Source organism: Mucilaginibacter sp., from assembly GCF_028288225.1.
GTDB lineage: Bacteria > Bacteroidota > Bacteroidia > Sphingobacteriales > Sphingobacteriaceae > Mucilaginibacter.
On sequence record NZ_JAQBOC010000031.1, the window covers coordinates 170,217 to 187,860 of the forward strand.

General features: G+C 41.2%; 16 protein-coding genes. 11 read left to right on the forward strand and 5 right to left on the reverse strand.

Annotated elements, in window-relative coordinates; genetic code table 11:
- Positions 1-12: 12 nt before the first annotated feature.
- From JWQ54_RS09790 to JWQ54_RS09810, 5 genes are all read left to right on the forward strand, one after another.
- Positions 13-1,068, forward strand: coding sequence for an SPOR domain-containing protein (locus JWQ54_RS09790; RefSeq protein ID WP_299583782.1), 1,056 nt, complete (start codon positions 13-15; stop codon positions 1,066-1,068).
- Between the two features lies 1 nt (position 1,069).
- Positions 1,070-1,783, forward strand: coding sequence for a MotA/TolQ/ExbB proton channel family protein (locus JWQ54_RS09795; RefSeq protein WP_299583785.1), 714 nt, complete (start codon positions 1,070-1,072; stop codon positions 1,781-1,783).
- Entirely contained in the window at positions 1,780-2,178 is a 399-nt protein-coding gene (locus tag JWQ54_RS09800; RefSeq protein WP_299583788.1) for a biopolymer transporter ExbD, read from the forward strand. Before JWQ54_RS09795 ends, JWQ54_RS09800 begins: the two co-directional genes overlap by 4 nt.
- A gap of 93 nt (positions 2,179-2,271) precedes the next feature.
- Positions 2,272-3,078 (forward strand): energy transducer TonB, encoded by an 807-nt coding sequence (locus tag JWQ54_RS09805; protein ID WP_299583791.1) that lies wholly within the window; start codon positions 2,272-2,274, stop codon positions 3,076-3,078.
- A 112-nt stretch (positions 3,079-3,190) separates the two neighbouring features.
- Entirely contained in the window at positions 3,191-4,516 is a 1,326-nt protein-coding gene (locus JWQ54_RS09810; RefSeq protein WP_299583794.1) for a folylpolyglutamate synthase/dihydrofolate synthase family protein, read from the forward strand.
- 165 nt (positions 4,517-4,681) lie between these two features.
- Here the strand turns inward: JWQ54_RS09810 and JWQ54_RS09815 are convergent, their stop codons facing one another.
- Entirely contained in the window at positions 4,682-5,176 is a 495-nt protein-coding gene (locus JWQ54_RS09815) for a lipocalin-like domain-containing protein (protein ID WP_299583797.1), read from the reverse strand.
- A 107-nt stretch (positions 5,177-5,283) separates the two neighbouring features.
- Here JWQ54_RS09815 and JWQ54_RS09820 point away from each other — a divergent pair, with 107 nt between their 5' ends.
- From JWQ54_RS09820 to JWQ54_RS09830, 3 genes are all read left to right on the forward strand, one after another.
- Positions 5,284-5,631 (forward strand): helix-turn-helix domain-containing protein, encoded by a 348-nt coding sequence (locus JWQ54_RS09820; RefSeq protein WP_299583800.1) that lies wholly within the window; start codon positions 5,284-5,286, stop codon positions 5,629-5,631.
- Positions 5,632-5,717: 86 nt separating this feature from the next.
- A complete protein-coding gene (gene mgrA / locus JWQ54_RS09825; RefSeq protein WP_299583802.1) occupies positions 5,718-6,707 on the forward strand; it encodes an L-glyceraldehyde 3-phosphate reductase in 990 nt (329 codons plus the stop codon).
- A 100-nt stretch (positions 6,708-6,807) separates the two neighbouring features.
- On the forward strand, positions 6,808-7,785 hold the full coding sequence (locus JWQ54_RS09830) for a Gfo/Idh/MocA family oxidoreductase (RefSeq protein ID WP_299583805.1): 978 nt from the start codon (positions 6,808-6,810) through the stop codon (positions 7,783-7,785).
- Between the two features lie 43 nt (positions 7,786-7,828).
- On the opposite strand, the gene JWQ54_RS09835 is transcribed toward JWQ54_RS09830, so the two are convergent.
- A complete protein-coding gene (locus tag JWQ54_RS09835; RefSeq protein ID WP_299583808.1) occupies positions 7,829-8,008 on the reverse strand; it encodes a DUF6496 domain-containing protein in 180 nt (59 codons plus the stop codon).
- Positions 8,009-8,203: 195 nt separating this feature from the next.
- On the opposite strand from JWQ54_RS09835, the gene JWQ54_RS09840 reads away from it, so the two are divergent.
- Positions 8,204-9,313: an AI-2E family transporter gene (locus JWQ54_RS09840; protein ID WP_299583810.1), complete on the forward strand. Its 1,110-nt coding sequence runs from the start codon at positions 8,204-8,206 to the stop codon at positions 9,311-9,313.
- A gap of 135 nt (positions 9,314-9,448) precedes the next feature.
- On the opposite strand, the gene JWQ54_RS09845 is transcribed toward JWQ54_RS09840, so the two are convergent.
- Complete coding sequence (locus tag JWQ54_RS09845; RefSeq protein WP_299583813.1) at positions 9,449-10,357, reverse strand: serine hydrolase; 909 nt, start codon at positions 10,355-10,357, stop codon at positions 9,449-9,451.
- Positions 10,358-10,811: 454 nt separating this feature from the next.
- On the opposite strand from JWQ54_RS09845, the gene JWQ54_RS09850 reads away from it, so the two are divergent.
- Together JWQ54_RS09850 and JWQ54_RS09855 are read left to right on the forward strand one after the other, a co-directional pair.
- The gene (locus JWQ54_RS09850) at positions 10,812-13,241 is read left to right on the forward strand and encodes an ABC transporter permease (RefSeq protein WP_299583816.1); all 2,430 of its coding nucleotides are present in this window, start codon (positions 10,812-10,814) and stop codon (positions 13,239-13,241) included.
- A gap of 94 nt (positions 13,242-13,335) precedes the next feature.
- Positions 13,336-15,762 (forward strand): ABC transporter permease, encoded by a 2,427-nt coding sequence (locus JWQ54_RS09855; protein WP_299583819.1) that lies wholly within the window; start codon positions 13,336-13,338, stop codon positions 15,760-15,762.
- A 143-nt stretch (positions 15,763-15,905) separates the two neighbouring features.
- Here JWQ54_RS09855 and JWQ54_RS09860 read toward each other — a convergent pair whose 3' ends face one another.
- Together JWQ54_RS09860 and JWQ54_RS09865 are read right to left on the reverse strand one after the other, a co-directional pair.
- On the reverse strand, positions 15,906-16,685 hold the full coding sequence (locus tag JWQ54_RS09860; protein ID WP_299583822.1) for a hypothetical protein: 780 nt from the start codon (positions 16,683-16,685) through the stop codon (positions 15,906-15,908).
- Between the two features lie 100 nt (positions 16,686-16,785).
- Entirely contained in the window at positions 16,786-17,520 is a 735-nt protein-coding gene (locus JWQ54_RS09865) for a hypothetical protein (RefSeq protein WP_299583825.1), read from the reverse strand.
- Between the last annotated feature and the right edge of the window lie 124 nt (positions 17,521-17,644).

A 17,644-nucleotide genomic window follows, 5' to 3' on the forward strand; every position in this document is an offset into this window, starting at 1 on the left:
ACTTTTAGCGAAATGAATTTAGCCGACTATTTAAGCGAATTATTGGAGCAGTATGAGGAAGTGAGCATACCCGGCCTTGGCTACTTTGTGCGTGAGCGTGTAAACGGATATTATAATGATAACGAATCAAGGTTTTATCCGCCATATCACAGGGTAAAATTTGTGCCCCAGCCTAAAGATGATGATGCCTTTGCACAATATGTTGCCGATAAAAAAAATATATCACTGGCATCATCCAAATATTTTGCTGAAAAATTTGTAAGCAAATTAAGGGAACAAGCGTTAACAAGCAAGTATCTTTTTGCCGATCTGGGTCTGTTTTATACAGATAAAGACCAGCTTGTTTTTAAGCCTAATGATAAAATACCGGATGACCCTGCATTTTACGGCTATCCCCCGGTAAACATTTATAAACAAGGGCAAACATTAAACCATCAATCTTCAAACCCTGAACATGCCGACTCTACACCGGCCCCGGTGTTAATTACCAAGCCGATGCAGGCGCAGGAACATGAGCATGATCAGTATTTTGAAGAAGAAACGGGAAGAAAGAAAAAAGTAAACATTTGGCTTATTATATTAATTGCGGTTACCGCTATTGCATTGACTGTTTTTGGGGCATACAAATTTTACCCTGAAGCATTTGATAAGCTGGGTGCAACATATAACCGGATAACCGGAAAAGCCGATACCAATGTACCTGTTTACAGGCATGAGGTAAATGCTGATACCGTTAAAAAAATTGTACCGGCGCCGGCTAAAGATACAGCCATAAAAAAAGCCCCGCTTGCCACTACTCCTCCGGTAGTAGCTGCTGATACAGCAAAACATACCCGTTATGAAATAATTGTGAGTAGTTTCAGGCTATCACGCTCGGCCAATAGCGAGGTTCAGCGTTTAAAGGCAAAAGGCATTGATGCAAAAATAGTTACAGATGCACCAGGCACCCGTTTAAAGATATCAGCAGGAACATTCCCAACCCTAAATGAGGCTGATGCAGCAATCAAGAGCTTAAAAAAATCCGGGAAGCTCAGTCAAAAACCATATATATTACCAATAAATCCTTAAAATGACATTATTATTTATACAGGCTAACGATACTGCACATAAACTTATAGATACAGCCAAACAAGCGGGCCAGCAATTAGCCGCCCTACCACAGGAAGATCTGCGCTTTGGCGACCTGCTGATAAAAGGCGGATGGGTAATGGTCCCGATAGGGATCCTGGCGGTATTAGGCCTGGTGATATTTTTTGAAAGATATTTCACTATCCGTAAAGCTTCAACAAACGAGTCGAACCTGATGATGCAGGTACGTTCAAGCATTGTTTCAGGCAACCTTGAATCGGCCATAGCTATTTGCCGTAACAGCAACACGCCGCTTGGCCGCATGCTGCAGAAAGGCCTGTTAAGAATAGGACGCCCCATTAAAGATATTGAAGGCGCTATTGAAAATATTGGCAAGCTTGAAGTATCGAAATTGGAGAAGAACATTGGCATTTTAGGTATAGTGGCCGGTATTGCTCCAATGTTTGGCTTTTTGGGAACCATTGCCGGGGTTATCAAAATTTTTTATGATATATCAAAGACGGATAACATCAGTATGGGCGTTATATCAGGTGGGCTTTATGTAAAGATGGTTACCTCGGCCGCCGGTTTATTTGTAGGTATTGTTGCTTATGTATGTTATCATATTTTAAATATGATGGTTGATAAGGTGATACTAAAGCTTGAAACCGATGCCATTGAATTTATTGACCTGTTGGAAGAACCGAGCAAATGAATTTAAGAAAAAGACACAGGGGAGCTTCAGCCGAAGTGCATACATCGGCGATGAACGACATCATGTTTTTCCTGCTCCTGTTTTTCCTGATAGCATCAACAGTTACTAACCCAAACGTGGTAAAGCTATTGTTGCCTAAATCATCATCAGGGCAGTCGGTATCTAAAAAAACCATAAATGTATCCATAAGCAAGGACCTGCAATACACGGTAGATAAAAAGGTAGTGGCTGTGAATGACCTGCCAACCGTATTAGCAGGTTATAAAAAGCTGGCAACAGAACTAACCATAGTTTTGTATGTTGATAAAACAGTTGCCATACAGGATGTGGTTGCCGTAATGGATGTATCGCAAAAATTAAATATAAAAATGGTTTTGGCAACGGAACCTAAGTAGATGTAGTTGGCAGTGTGCAGTAAGCAGTTGGTAGTGTTTTAACCATTGCCGATTGATATGACTGCAAACTGCCAACCGAAAACTGCCAACTAAATGAACTACCAGGAAGAAGAAAATAATTACCCCAAAGCGTTTTTAGCAACAGGTATCATACTTGCTGTTGTAATTGCTTTGTGCTACTTTATTGTTTTCGTAAATCCTCCCGTTCCCCCGGATGGGACAGGTGGTATATTGGTAAATTACGGTACCGTTGACGAAGGAATGGGTACCAACCAATCAAGCACCGAAGAGCCCTCAGTTGCTGAAAAAGCAAATAAAGCAAAACCTACCAAGGTGAATACAGCGCCGCCTACCGAACAAAAAACACAGGAGGATAACAGTGATAAAAAAGTGGTAACCCAGGATGCAGAGGATGCACCTAATGTTGCTGCTAACTCTAAAAAACAAAGCCAAACAGTAGCTACGCAACCAGCCAAACCGGTAGCAAAGCCGCAACTTAACCAAAATGCATTATATAAAGGCAGCACCAATAAAGGTGCAGGTGAGGGTGATGGCACTGCAACCACTCCGGGTAACCAGGGCAGTAAAAATGGCTCAACGTTGAGCGATGATTATGGTCCCGGTGGATCAGGAAATGGTTTGAAAATGCCAAACTGGAGCTTTGTGAGCGCACCCGATCCGCAAAATATACACCGCGTTCCTGGTGTTGTGGTTGTTGATTTTGTTGTAGATCAAAGCGGTAATGTAATTTCAGCTCAGTATAACAAGGCCAAAACAAGGGCCGATCTGAGTTTGATAGAAAGTTGCATAAATTCCATAAAAAACACAAAGTTCACGTCATCAACCCCGGCTTCAGGCACGCAAAAAGGGCAGTATACTTTTAGATTTAAGGTGGATTGAGAATTAGTCCATGGACCATAGTCAATAGTTGATGGTTTTTTATGTGCCTACAAAAGATTGAGCTAAATTTGCCATGGTCTATAGACCATCGACTATGGACCACCCATCAACCATGAACTACTCAGAAACCGTCCAATACCTCTACAGCCAGCTGCCCCTTTTTACCCGCGATGGTGCATCCGCCTATAAAGCAGACCTTACTAATACTATTGCACTGCTTAATAAAGTGGACAATCCGCAGCATAAATTTAAAAGCATACATGTAGGTGGTACAAATGGAAAAGGCTCAACCTCGCACATGCTGGCAGCAGTACTGCAAACAGCAGGCTATAAAACCGGGCTGTATACCTCGCCGCATTTAAAGGACTTCCGTGAGCGCATCCGCATAAACGGACAAATGATAAGCGAGCAGCAGGTGATTGATTTTGTTGCCACACACAGGTCTGATTTTGATGAGATCCAACCCTCCTTTTTTGAGATGACCGTAGCCCTGGCGTTCGATATTTTCGCCAAAAAAAAGGTAGACATTGCTATTATTGAGGTAGGCCTGGGCGGCAGGCTCGATTCAACTAATGTTATTACCCCGCTCTTATCGGTTATCACTAATATAGGCTGGGATCATATGAATATTTTGGGTGATACGCTTAAATTGATAGCCAATGAAAAGGCGGGGATCATAAAGCCCGGCATCCCTGTAATTATTGGAGAATACCAGGAAGAAGTTGCCGATACATTTATAGAAAAAGCAAACCAGGAGCATTCGGAGATTGTTTTTGCTTCGGATATTTTTACAGTCTCAAAGTCTGACGTCAAACTTCAAATCTCAGAAAAGCCATATACTGAGCTTATTGAGGTGGAAGTTAAAAAAAATAACCTCACCTCTGATCTCCAGCCTTTGGTCTCTTATTTCCGGCTGGACCTAACCGGTACCTATCAGCTTAAAAACATAAAAACGGTGCTTTGCGTGATAGACAAGCTGCGGTTACGGCGTTTTAAAATTACTAACGAACATTTAAAAATCGCCCTGCAACAGGTTAAAACTTTAACCGGCCTGCATGGCCGTTGGGAAGTTTTAAATAGCCACCCTTTAACCATTTGCGATACCGGCCATAATCCCGAAGGGATGCAGGAAGTTTTACAGAACATTGCCGCTGTTGCCTACAACAAGCTGCATTTTGTTTTGGGGGTAGTAAATGATAAGGATATCAGCAAAATTTTAACCATACTACCAACTAACGCCCTTTATTATTTTTGCAAGCCCGATATTCCACGCGGGCTTGATGAAAAAAGCTTATGGCTTAAAGCAGAAGGCTTTGGTTTGCATGGCGATACATACCCATCGGTAAAATCAGCACTGGCTGCCGCACAACAAAGTGCGGGGGACGGCGATTTGGTTTTTGTTGGGGGAAGTACTTTTGTGGTGGCAGAAGTAGTGTAAATCAGAATTTACAGAATTAAAGGGTTTTCAGGATGCGCCTTGATATCTATGGTAAAGCATAACTTAAACAGATAAGATTCTGTTAATCTTAAAATTCTGTAAACCGCTTATCCATCTTGAACACCTTTGGAAACAAACAATAGCGAAAAACCCTGATTCTGGCAATTATTCCACCTTCTTCCAAACCACCTCGCCCGTAACAGCTCCCCCCGTTGTTGGTGATGGCACAGTATATTTAAAAACACCATTAATTAGTGTAAAAGGCCGTTTTTGTTTTACTCCTTCCCAGTTTGGAAACGAGGCATGGAGTATATTAAAGGTTATTGTTCCATTTACATTATCAATAGTATAAGTGCCAAAATGAGCGTTGCATCCTTTTACAGCAGCCCTATTTTCTTCATCCGTACCTTTACTTTTATCAGCTGCGGCAAACTTTGGCCGGTCAGTGCTCATTATCTGTAAAGCATAATTCCCTTTGGTATCAAACATTAATACTCCTCGCGGATTATCGCCATAAAGATGGATCCGGTTCCCGTCTTTATCAATATTATCAACACTTAATAAAATATAAGTTCCCGGTAGTTTACTATTTTCATTTTTTTGTGCAAGTGCGATGCAAGTGCTAAAAAAGAAAAAAATTAAGGTCAGCGTGTTTTTCATACAACAAAAATACACGCTGATCCCTACATTTGTCAAGTAGGTACAAAAAAGTAACCTGCACACTAAAAAGTTACATTGCTGTATATCAGGCATATTAATTTTAACATATGACTAAAATAGCTAACCGGGCTTTGCCAAAATGCGGTATTGATTATGCCTTTCAACGTATCGGCGGTAAATACAAGGGACGTGTGCTTTGGCGCCTACGCTCCGGAACATTACTTTATGGCGAATTGAGAAAAACGGTAACCGGCATCACCCCAAAAATGCTTACCCAGGTTTTAAAAGAATTGGAAGAAGACTGCCTTATAAGCCGGAAAGTTTATATTGAAGTGCCACCAAAAGTGGAATACACCTTAACTGAAACCGGGAAAGAGCTACTGCCCTTTTTGTCATTGCTGCGTGATTGGGCCAAACAACAAATGCTGATAAATAACGTGGTGCCTATGTCTTAAACATTGAAAATGTAAAGAATTATTTACTTCGATTATTTATATAAAACTCTATTTTTACTTCCGCTAAAAACCAACTCATCAACTTTATGACATACGTACCAGCAGAAAACCGATACGAAAAAATGCAATACCGCCGCTGCGGAAAAAGCGGCATCAAGCTTCCGGCGGTTTCGCTGGGTTTGTGGCACAATTTCGGGCATGTGGATGTTACCGAAAATTATCGCAAAATTTTACACCTTGCTTTTGACAGCGGTATTACCCATTTTGATCTTGCCAATAATTACGGTCCGCCCCCGGGATCAGCGGAGGAGAATTTTGGGCGTATTTTAAAGGAAGATTTTCGTGGCTACCGCGATGAAATGATCATATCGAGCAAAGCAGGTTATACCATGTGGGATGGCCCTTATGGCGACTGGGGGTCGAAAAAATACCTGGTATCAAGCCTTGATCAAAGCTTACAACGAATGGGGATTGAGTATGTGGATATATTTTATCATCATCGCCCGGATCCGGAAACACCGTTGGAAGAAACCATGAGCGCGCTTGACCTGATAGTACGCCAGGGAAAAGCACTATACGCCGGAATCTCCAACTATTCTGCCGAAGAAGCTGATAAAGCCATTGCCATTTTAAAAAGACTGGGTACCCCATGTCTTATCCATCAACCAAAATATTCCATGTTTGAGCGCTGGGCAGAAGGCGGTTTATTAGATGTGCTGGAGAAAGATGGCGTTGGCTGTATCCCCTTTTCGCCATTAGCTCAGGGCTTATTAACCAACAAATACCTGCACGGCATCCCTGCCGATTCAAGGGCAGCAAAACCAACTGGTTTTTTACAGGAAAGCCAGGTAACAGAAGAACGCATAAGCCAGATAAAAAAACTAAATGATATAGCGCTGCAACGCGGCCAAACATTGGCCCAAATGGCACTAGCCTGGTTGTTAAAAGATAACAGGGTAACTTCCGTTTTAATTGGCGCCAGTCGTGCTGAGCAATTAGCTGATTCATTAAAATGTTTGGATAACATTGTGTTTTCAAAAGAAGAATTAGCAAAGATTGAAGAAATATTAAAATAGATTCAAGAATCAGGACAACAAGAATCAAGAAGACGCGAGAAATTAAGGCTTTTATCTTGATTCATGACTCTTGCTGTCTTGATTCTCTCAATAAGTAATTATGTCAAACATAAACTGGGGAATAATAGGCTGCGGCAATGTGACCGAAAAAAAGAGCGGCCCCGCATTTAATAAAGTAGCTAATAGTAGTCTTGTGGCTGTAATGCGCCGCGATGCCGAAAAGGCTGCAGACTATGCCCGGCGCCATGGCGTTGGCACCTGGTATAGCGATGCTGACGAGCTGATGAACAACAAAAGCATTAACGCTGTTTACATTGCTACTCCGCCAGCCTCGCACATGGATTACGCAATAACGGCACTTGGCAAAGGCTTTAATGTTTATGTAGAAAAGCCCGTTACCCGCAATGCTGCCGAAGCCAGGCAAATTGCCGAAGCTGTTAAACAATATCCCAATCAAAAGTTAACCATTGCCCATTACCGTCGCGGTATCCCGATGTTTTTGAAAGTGAAGCAACTTTTAGAAAGCGGGCTGGTTGGCGATGTACGCACGGTACAGATACGGATGTGGCAAAGCCGTAAACCAGAAACAGCAACTGATGCTGCAAATAACTGGCGCGTTCATCCTGAGCTGTCAGGCGGTGGTTATTTTCATGATTTGGCCCCGCACCAGCTTGATTTGATGTTGTTTTATTTTGGCGAGCCAGAAAAGTATAGTGGGTTTTCATTGAACCAGTCGGGTGCTACACCCGCTGATGATAATGTAAGCGGACAAATACTATTTAAAAACAAGGTGGTTGTAAATGGCTCGTGGTGCTTTAATGTAGCCGAAAATCAAAAAATTGATTCCTGCGAAATTATTGGCACCAAAGGCCGGATCACCTTTCCTTTCTTTGGCAATTTCATCAGCTGGAAAACTGATGATGATGAGCAAACCTTAACCTTTATTCATCCTGAACATATGCAGCAGCCCATGATTGAAAAGATAGTGGCCTATTTTAATGATGAAGGGCCAAATCCATGTTCAATAGAAGAAGCGATAACGCTTATGGATATTATGGATGCGTTTACAGGGAAATAATAAATTACAGAGATGGAAGCATCACATCTCTGCAATTTGTCATTTATGATTTCTTCTTAGGCACTTTTGCCCCTTCTTTACGGGCTTCTGATAAACCTATTGCAACGGCTTGTTTTTTACTGGTAACTTTTTTACCGCTTCTGCCGCTTTTTAGCTTGCCTTCTTTCATTTCATGCATGGTTTTTTCAACCTTTTCGCCTGCTTTTTCTGAATACTTTGCCATGATATTTTTCTTTAGGTAAATGATCTATTATAAAGCAAAATGTTTGCCAAAATTGTATCCTTATATAAAAATTCAAAAGGGCAGACATCAGCATGTGCAGGGATTTTCAATAAAAAAATATTATTCATTTATTCTTATATTCAAATTAATAAATTAAAATTGTGTTCATCCCACAAAATAATAATCCCCTGCTATATGCCCACAAAAACCCCTGCACATCCATTTTATGAAAGACTGTCACTGGTACTCATTGGCCTGCTGTCCCTCGGTTATATTATTATTCAGGGAAAAGAGGTGCTTGACCCTTTAATATTTGGATTTTTATTTGCCATTTTGCTTTTTCCGATAGCTGCATTTCTTGAAAAAAAATTACGATTGCCAAGGGCAATAGCATGCCTGTTTTCAATTATTTTACTTATTGCTTTTATAGGCGGGATATTATACATGGTAGGTTCGCAGATCTCGAACCTGGCAAGTGACTGGCCACAACTTAAAAGCCAGGTTAGCCAATCTCTTGAGGATCTAAAAGGCTGGATCCAAAGCGCTTTTCACATAACAGCTAAAAAGCAAATGAGTTATTTACACAGTACGACTCAAAAAATAATGGAATCAGGTACTGATGTAATAGGGTCAACTTTTGGGGCAGTGTCATCCCTGATGCTTTTCTATACTTTTATCCTGATCTTCACTTTCTTTATATTGCTTTACAGACGGATCCTGATAAATTTTATTGTATGGGTTTTTACTGATAGTTACGAAACAATTGTACGTGACATTGTTGAAAATATCCAAAGCATATTGAGGCAATACATTCTCGGCCTGTTATTGGAGATGTTCGTTGTTGCCTGCCTGGCGTGTACCGCGTTCTGGATGATTGGTGCAAATTACCCGGTATTGCTGGGAATTATAGTTGCTTTGTTTAACCTGATCCCTTACCTGGGCATTTTTACAGCCTTATTTTTAAGCACATTAATAACATTTGCTACCGGTGGTATAAACCCTGCTGCATTGGTTGCTGCCTCTGTTTTAGGGATCCACATTGTAGATTCAAATTTTTTATTGCCGACTATTGTTGGCTCAAAAGTAAAGCTGAATGCGCTGATAACTTTTTTGGGGATAATTTTAGGTGAAATGATCTGGGGGCTTTCAGGTATGTTTTTGTCGATCCCGATTATGGCAATCTTCAAAATAATTTTCGACCGTGTAGAAAGCCTCAAACCATGGGGTTATCTGTTAGGCAGTGGACTTGAAGAAAAGAAATCGACAATGAAAAAAATGGAACCTGCTGAGGCGGATAAAACTTGAGTAAGGTAAAAGGTAAAGGTTAAAGGTTTTGAATCCAATAATGAATGCTGAATGAGAGAAGGCTGATCCGAAGGGACACGAACTCTTCAACACAACTAATCTCAAATCTCACGTCTCAAATCTCATATCTGCCACTCATTCATTTAGCATATACTTATCAACCCCTTCGGCTGGTTTCCATTTACTATCCGGTTCAAAATAGTGCCATAACAGGGCAGACACTTTTTTAATCAGCAGGGATGCTTCATTGCCCGGCACCCAGCGCTGGTCTTTATTATTATTGGTGATGATAGAAAATACATAATCGCCATGCGGGGCATTTACCATTACCGTTTCTGATTTTGATTCGTCAAGCGCACCTTGTTTTGATGCGGTTTGAATATAAGGCGGGATCTGCGAAATAGCCTTATCGTCCCAAAAAATCCGCCCCATATTGCGGTACATCCGTTCGCTGGCGCCCGGGCTCACCGCTTTTCCATCGCGGATCATAGTAAACAAACGACACATTTCGTAAGGCGTGGTAACGCCCCAGCCATATTTAGAGCGGATTGCTTCACGCCCCGGAACTCGGGAATTTACCCTCATTACTTTAAAGCCGTTGTTATCAAGCCAATTATTAATGTATTCGCCGCCAACCAGCTTTTGCAGCCATACACTTGCAGTATTATCGCTCATGGTTATCATTAACAGCGCCACTTTGCTTACTTCAATGGTGTCTTTATCTTTAAATGAGCCCAAAATATCTTCACCTTTATATAGCAACGAATCGCGGTATACCAATTTTTGGTTGTACTGCATTTCGCCTTTTTCAATCTTATCCATAAGGCCGCATTGGATGCTTACTTTTATCATGCTGGCAGTTGGGAAAAGCGTATCCGCGTTTATGGCGACCGTTTTACCCGTTTTTAAGTTATGTACATAGATACCTGCCTGCCCATTAAAGCCTTTAATTGCATCCTGTAGTTTGGCGGTAAGCTTTGCATCGGTTTGAGCAAAAGTGATAGTGCTGATAAGAAGTATTAGTGATAATAGCTTGTATTTCATTTTGGAGGTTTATTTCTCTAAGGTATACAACTGGGTTCAATGATTGAAAATTTTATTTATTAAATAGCTATGGGGTTTAAACCTTGAGTTCTAAACATCCTAATGATCAATTATTTCTCTGATTCACCCTGTTTTCACGCAGGCCTTCGACCTGCGCTGATATATTAGGCCTCTTCCAGGGCCAGAAGATTAAAGCTAAATTGGAAAAACAAAGGGCTACATTTAACATCGCAGGTCGAAGGCCTGCGTGACAGACAATGTTTCGAAAGCTTGTTAATACCGAACATCCACTGTATCAAAACCGAACAAATTAAATCAATTAATTAAATGTAACTTATTGATATTTAATTAAATACATATTTGGCATTTTCTTAGACCATTTACCCCATCGGATGCCGTGTTTTAACCGACAGCCACCAATGACTAATGAAACAATGACTAATGACCAACCATAATGTTAAAAAGCTATCTTAAAACCGCCTTCCGCTTTTTGCTGAAAAACAAAACATTCAGCTTTATCAATATTTTTGGTTTAGCTGCCGGCACATTATGCTGCCTGTATATTTTGTTATATGTACAGGATCAGTACAGTTATGATAAGCATCATAAAAATGCAAAGGATATTTACCGCATTACCAGCGCTTTGGAATTGCCGGGCGATAAGCACAACAATTCAACTGCATCGCCGCCAATAGCCCCAGCCATGAAACGCGATTTTGCCGAAGTGCAGCAATATTGCCGGGTGGTGCCTTCAAATACGCTTGGGTCTGCAAAAACTTTGTTACGCTATAAAGAAAGGTCGTTTTATGAAAATGATGTAGTTTACGTTGATTCTACTTTTTTTGATGTTTTTACCTATCATTTTCAAAAAGGAACGCCTAAAAACAGCTTAAATGATCCTTATAATATCGCTTTATTGAAACCGGTTTCCGATAAACTTTTTGCTAACGAAAATCCAATAGGCAAAATGGTAACCATCGACAACGCTTTTGGTAAACATGATTTTAAAGTTACCGCTGTAATTGACGAAAGCCTGGGAAAATCACATTTGCATGCAGGTATCTTTATAACCATGAACAGCGGCGGCCTTGGCGGCTATGTAATTTCAAACAATTCGTGGGGTGGTAATAACTTCACCAACTCATATGTAAAACTCCGCCCAGATGCCAGCGCTCTCGCCCTGGAGAAAAAGCTGCCTGCCTTTTTAAATAAATACGGTGCGCAGCAGATGAAGGAAATAGGGATGAAAAAAACATTGCACCTTGAACCGGTTACAGCTATCCACACAACTCCGGGTTATGAGGTTGAAATAAGTAAAACCATCAGCCCGTCGTTCCTTTATATTTTAATATTGATAGCGGTACTGATACAGGTAATTGCCTGTATCAATTTCATGAATCTGTCAACCGCACGTGCATCAAAAAGAGCAAAGGAAGTAGGTGTGCGTAAGGTAATAGGCGCCGGTAAATATGATCTTATTAAACAGTTTTTGGGCGAATCGTTCTTGCTGGCTTTTATAGGCGTGATTATAGCATTGCCGTTGTTGTATATAGCGCTTCCTTATTTAAACAACATCAGCAGTGCCGATATTCACCTGTCATTTTTCAGCGATTACCGGCTTTGGCTGATGCTGACATCGCTGATATTAGTTACCGGGCTTCTTGCCGGCAGCTATCCAGCATTCTACCTTTCGGCTTTTGAAGCTATAAAAGTAATAAAGGGGAACTTTAACACCCATATTTCGGCAACAGGCATCCGTAAATCCCTGGTGGTTTTTCAATTTGTGTTATCCATAGTGATGATAACCGGCATCATTATCATCTACAGTCAGCTCAATTTTATCAAGAATAAAGATCTCGGATTTGAAAAAGATCAAAAGCTGATCTTTAATTTTTATACCGGCGAGACGCAGCGCAAAATGCAAAATTTCGCTAACGATATTAAATCGCTGGCCGAAGTAAAAGCGGTAAGCAGGTCGGATAATTACCTTGGCCAATTTGTACCGCGCGATCATGGCGTTTATCCTGCAGGAGGAAATATGACGACTGCTATTGATGCGCAGAATATAAACACCGATGAATTTTTTGCAAAAGCCAATGGCATAAAAGTAATAAGCGGAAGGGATTTTATGCTTAATGACTCTAATCGCGTGTTGATCAATGAGACTTTGGCTAAACGGCTTGGATTAAATCCGATAACGGCGCCAGGTACCAGGTTGTATACCCATTACCTGCCGAACCCGGAAACGTTTGTTACAGTAGCCGGCGTGATGAAGGATTTTAACTATAATTCGTTACATGGCGAAATAAGACCATTTATGCTGGTTTATGATAAAAATGCAGGTGATTTTAATGACCTGGTGGTTTCCGTCAGCAGCAAGAATTACACATCGCTTTTGGAAAAAATGGCGGGCATCTGGCAAAAAGACATTCCATCAACACCGTTCGAATATTCATTTCTTGACCAGGAGGTGCAAAAACAATACGAAGCAGAAATTACCCTGTCGCAGATCATTAATTCATTTACACTTGTTGCCATTCTGATCTCATGTTTGGGCTTATTCGGCCTTGCGGCTTTTAGTGCAGAGCAGCGTAACAAAGAAATAGGTATCCGCAAGGTGCTGGGTGCAAGCGTATCAGGTATTGTAAGGCTATTATCGAAGGACTTTTTAATACTGGTAATTATATCATTTATAATAGCAACACCAATAGCCTGGTATGGCATGAGCAAATGGCTGCAGGCCTTTGCCTATAAAATTCCATTAACCTGGTGGATGTTTGCCCTGGCAGGGGTACTTGCCATGTTTATAGCCCTGTTCACCGTAAGTTTCCAGGCTATAAAAGCCGCCCTGATGAACCCGGTGAAGAGTTTGAAAACGGAGTAAGTTGGTTAGTCATTGGTCATTAGGTCATTAGTAAAACGAGGCGACCTATGCAATCAACCAATGACTAATGACACAATGACTAATGACCAACACTATGATAAGGAACTATTTAAAAATCGCTGTAAGGCAATTGCGTAAACAAAAAATGTATTCAGCCATTAAAATTGGTGGCTTTGCACTGAGCATTGCCGCTTGCTTATTAATTGGGCTGTACATTAAAAATGAGCTTAGTTATGATAAGTCGTATCCTGATACTGACCGCATTTATCGCATTGTTGAAAATTATGCTCACGATGGTAAGGTAGAAAGCGGAGATGATTACCCCGCGCCGATGGGTAAGGCCTTGAAGGCGGATATTCCGGAAATAGAGAAATCTGCCCGGTTAATGCCTAATTCTCTTTTCCCCGGAGCAGGAAGCAATGAGTTGCGCCGTGTCGACCAGGTGGAAAATACACACGAAGAAGGTTTTACCTATGCCGACCAGGAGCTACTTGATATATTGAAGACGCCAATGGTTTATGGCGACAGGGCAAAAGCGCTTGCCGAGCCTTTAACTATGGTTATCACCAGGCGCAAGGCTGATAAATACTTTCCTCATCAAAACCCAGTTGGCAAGGTGATGTATTTAAATAACGACAAAACCAAACCATACAGGATTGGAGGCGTAATGGAAAACCCTCCGGCAACATCACATTTGCAGTATGATTTTTTACTTAGTCTTAACGGTGTTGAATTTTACAAAGGCGAGCAAACCAACTGGAACGCCAGCAATTACCCCAGTTATATTTTGGTTAAAGCAGGCACTGACCCCGTTAAGTTAGCTAAAAAGATAACTGACGATATAATAGGAAGGTATATTTTGCCGACCCTGCTCGCTCAAAATTATAAGGATGCCGCTTTAGAAGTAAAAAAACTGTCGTTTACACTGCAGCCCATAAGCGACATCCATTTAAGATACGGTATTTATGATGAATTTCAGCATGGCGATATTCGTTTTATATGGTTATTTGCCGCAGTGGCAGGTTTTATATTAACAATTGCCTGTATAAACTTCATCAATCTTTCAACAGCTAAATCGGCAAATCGGGCTAAAGAGGTTGGGCTCCGCAAAGTGGTTGGCTCAACACGTTATAGTCTTATTCAACAGTTTCTTGCCGAATCGCTGCTGTATAGCGTGCTTTCATTTATCACCGGTATTTTGCTGGCATGGGCGTTGCTTCCCTACTTTAATATATTGGCTTCAAAAACCTTAACCATGCCATGGAATGCCCTGTGGTTTGCTCCCGTAATATTGGGAGCGGCACTTATTGTAGGCATAGCGGCGGGTATTTATCCTGCATTTTATCTTTCATCATTTAAACCGGCAAGTGTTTTAAAGGGATCGATCAGTACTGGGAGCAAAAACTCCCTGCTGCGGAACGGGCTGGTAGTTTTCCAGTTTACTACCTCAATTATACTCATCATCAGCACTTTTGTTATTTATAACCAGATGCAGTACATCATGAATTTGAAGCTCGGTTTTAATAAAGACCAGGTGGTAATGTTGCAGGGAACCAATACTCTGGGCGATAATGGCGTAAAAAACCTCAAGCAGGAATTGCTGAAGCTGTCGTCAGTAAAAAGTGTAGCCATCAGCGATTATTTGCCTGTAGCCGGGACAAAAAGAAATGGTAATACTTACTATAATGATGGTAAAACAAAAGTTGAAACTGGCGTTGATACGCAGTTTTGGATAGCTGACGAAGATTATCTTAAAACATTTGATATAAAACTGGTAGAAGGTGCTAACTTTTCGCCCGGCGACCAAACAGGAGGCGTGATCATTAATCAAACAATGGTCCGTAAGCTAAATCTGAAAAACCCTGTCGGCAAAATAATTACTAATGGCTATGGACGGCCCCGGGTAATAGGTGTGATAAAGGATTTTAATTTCGAATCGCTCAGGCAGCCGGTTGGCGCGCTGGCAATAACTTACGGCATAAGCAATTCTATTGTATCGGTAAAAGTAAATGGCGGCAATATGCGCAATACCATGGTCGAAATAAACACTTTGTGGAAGAACATATCCCCATCGCAACCCATACGCTATACGTTTATGGACGAGCGTTTTGCAAGCAGCTATGCTGATGTACAAAGGATGGGCAGCATATTTACAAGTTTTGCTGTATTAGCAATTATCATAGCGTGTTTGGGTTTGTTTGCATTAGCCGCTTTTATGGCCGAGCAGCGCAGCAAAGAAATTGGCATCCGCAAGGTGCTGGGTGCAAGTATACAAAGCATTACCAGGTTGTTATCTTTAGATTTTGTGAAGCTGGTGATGCTCTCAATAATCATCGCGTCACCAATAGCCTGGTGGGCAATGAACAAGTGGCTGCAGGATTTTACCTATCGCGCACCAATAAGCTGGTGGATCTTTGCCTGTGCAGGCGTTTTAGCTATTGTAATCGCCTTGGTAACGGTAAGTTTTCAATCAATAAAAGCCGCTATTGCCAACCCGGTGAAGGCGTTGAGGGGGGAGTAATGGCAGTTGGCAGTAGCAGTTGGCAGTTGGCAGTTGGCAGTTTGTCTGAATCAGAATTTACAGAATTATAGAATTTTCATGATGAGCCGTTTTAATTCTGTTCATTTTAAAATTCTGTAAATTCTGATTCAGACAACATTTGTTTACCAAATAAACAGCGGCACCAACCATATTGGTGATATATAATACGGGTCGTAATAGGGTTGATAATATTCTACCGTTTCTTCCTCAACAACGGTGGTGGTGGTAGTGCCTCCGCCTCCGTAATTTGTATTATTGTTTTGTTTTTGTTCCTCCTCCATCAGCCTGATCATTAATTCCGATCCCTGGTTTATCATGTCTACCATGGCATCTTCGCCAACATCTTCGGGTTTAATGGCTGTGTTGCAAATTTCTTCTATCTCATTCCATACATTATCTGAAACAAGCTCATTTTGCCAGCCTGCTGCGGTGGTATCAAACCTATTTTCGTTTATGAACGACATAAATACAATTTCAGCCGGATCTGCCTTTTTAAACATGGCCACGGCAATGCGCAGGTCGTCAAACCGGTCATCGTTTGTAAAGTCAACCCAGGCATCGTCGGTATCGAAGTCAAAATAGCGGTCAAAAGCAAATTCGCCTTTTTCCAGGTCTACAAACGAAAAAACATCATACAATTTAAGGTATTCGGTATAACGCTTCATAAAGGTGTCAAAAATGCCTTTGCCCCTGGCGCTAACCTGGTAGTTTGAACCTGAAGTAATTACATAGCCTTTTGCAACAAGGTCGGTAAATAAAGACTGCAGCACACTATCATCGCCGGAAGCATTGCTATTAAACTGATGTGAGCCGTTTATCATTTCGTTTAAAAGGATAATGGCCTTAAATGTTTTTTTATTATCGTTTGTTAAAACAGTGTTTTTTCTTAATTGAATAGTCATATCTATTGATTAGAACAGTTCCTGAAAAACCGTGACTTTAAAAATTTATTTTAGTTAGCACTAATTCTTGAAATTCTTGCCGATTAATTCGTGTTTGTTATTATCTCCTGCGGCCAAATCCGCCACGACTGCGCCCAAAGCCTGATCTGCCGGAACTTGAACCCCTGCTGCCAAAACCACCACTTCTTACGGTATGTGAACTACGAGTGCCGAATGACCGTTGGGATCTTACCGGATTGCTTAAGCTGCTCCGGCTGCTCATTCTTGACGACATCGCCGGTGAAGTAGTTGGCCTGAAAGTGGTATAAGTACGCGTGCGGGTATAGTATGACGGATAGTAACCATAATGATACATAGGCATATAATAGCCGTGTGGCCGTAAAAAATAACTTAATATCAGGAAGTCAGTAAATGAAAAGGACGAGTGATAGTAATTGTTGCTGCCTACATAATTCGGATTGCCCTGTATGTTCAGATCAGCTGTGTTATTATTAGCAGCGGGGGTTACATTAATACTTGCAACCGTAACTGATTCACTGTTACTTACATCGTCAATTACTTTCAGCTTGTTATTGTCGCCTTCCTGCACTTTCAGGTAATCAATATTACCGTCCTTATCCAGGTCGAGATTGTTGATCTGGTTAGCAGGGTTGTTAATGGCCTTCTCCAGCGTTTGCGGATCGGTGCTGGTTTTAACAAATTGGGCCAGCTTGTTTACATCAAAGCCTGCCGTAGTATTATTTTCAATGGTTACATTGTTTTGTTGTGGCTGATTTTGGCTGCACGCCGAAGCCAGCAATACTAAACCTGTAAGCGCTATAAATATTTTTTTCATGATATTTTTGAGGATTTGCCGGCTCTCGCAGCTTTATTGATCTTTGCGTATGCCGGTGGGCTGTTTTATTTTTATTTATGTTGTTTAGATACAGGCATCGGCCCGGATGTTACAAACAAATTTA